Here is a 449-nt window from a genome sequence, read left to right as displayed (position 1 = left end):
GGGGTGTCAAGGGAAATGAGCGCCCCGAAGACAACTGGTTTCAGCCATCCTCATGCGCGTCGTCGGGTACAAAATCATCGTCGGGCTGTTGTTCGGCGACCTCGCGCATCACGTCCCAGATGACGCTGCCCGAAAAACCACGCCGCGCTAGCAGGGCGTAGGCGCTGGCCCTCGGGTCGCGTTTGCGGCTCAGGCTGCTCCAGCGCCGTGAGAGCAGTTCCAGCGCCGCCCCCCGCTCCTCGTCGGGGTCAATGGCCTGAATGGTTTCGTCAATCAGCTCGGTGTCCAGCCCCCGGCGGCGTAGGGTCTGCCGCACCCGGAACTGTCCCACCCCGCGCCGCCCCGTTTCAATGCGGGCCACCTGCGCGTCTTGCTGGTAGCCCAGCGCCTGCACACGCTCCAGCACCTGCGCGATCAGGTCGGGGTCGTCGCTGCGTTTTTCTAGTTTC

The 449-nt window shown here is 65.9% G+C and carries 1 protein-coding gene; it reads right to left on the bottom strand.

What is annotated here, in order from left to right:
* Positions 1-40: 40 nt before the first annotated feature.
* Positions 41-449, bottom strand: a 409-nt coding sequence (locus QZ269_RS12690; protein ID WP_291427065.1) for a RecX family transcriptional regulator, incomplete at its 5' end; no start/stop codon positions are given.

The sequence above is a fragment of the Deinococcus sp. genome, assembly GCF_018260405.1.
In the GTDB taxonomy this organism is placed as follows: Bacteria; Deinococcota; Deinococci; order Deinococcales; family Deinococcaceae; genus Deinococcus.
The sequence above is the reverse complement of the archived record's forward strand: the minus strand, read 5'-3'. Positions and strand labels throughout refer to the sequence as shown.